This is a genomic window from Oleiphilus sp. HI0080 (genome assembly GCF_001635135.1).
In genome coordinates this window covers 1-661 of sequence record NZ_LWFU01001111.1, presented here as the reverse complement: position 1 = coordinate 661, position 661 = coordinate 1, and the positions used below count along the sequence as shown (strand labels likewise).

The 661-nt window shown below is 47.5% G+C and carries 1 protein-coding gene; it reads left to right on the top strand.

The genetic code is table 11. The annotated features are described in order from the left end of the window. Positions 1–140: 140 nt before the first annotated feature. The coding region (locus A3751_RS20195) for a hypothetical protein (protein ID WP_197466559.1) at positions 141–661 on the top strand (521 nt) is incomplete at its 3' end.

Genomic DNA, 661 nt, shown 5'->3' with positions numbered 1-661 from the left:
ATCCGAAAAGCTTGCTTAAGTTCGACTCCAGCGAGAAAACTACTGCGAGGCTGAAAAAGTGGCCTCAAGTATATGGAAAACGGAACAACCGACTTGTAAGAATGATTGAAGCGGCCTCTGGCGTAAATGTAGAGGATAGTGTGACTAAAGATCGCGTTAACCGAGTTTTACAGGCAGCTTGGACCGTTCTGACATCTGAGTGCAAAATATTAAAGCCGGCTGTTGGCACAAGTAGCTTTCAGCTAGATAGAGCCGAAGTAGCTTTTGGTACCTTGGATAAGGGGTGGATATGCCCAGTCACCCACCGGATACTTGACGTGACTTTGAAAGGAGTTACCCCTTATCTACCTTATAACTTCCGGGAAACTGAGTTCATCTCAAGACCCGTGGAAATCGATATTTATGAGGTCGACGAATCAAAGTTTTCGAGTCGTGAAGAACGGCTCGCGCATACTCGGGAATGGTTGGCCTCTAGCGCCCGCGTGAGTGCTTTAAGGAAGGAGAACTTGTGGACGGATGTTTCTGATAAAGTGGTTGAGGGTGCGGCATTTTATCGAGCGGTTGAGCATTCTGCTCAGCTGCCGGCTTCGACTCTTCAGTCCTACGAAGCCAAGTTTAAAGCAGGAAAGGTCAATGTCCTTTCATGCTCTACCACAATGGA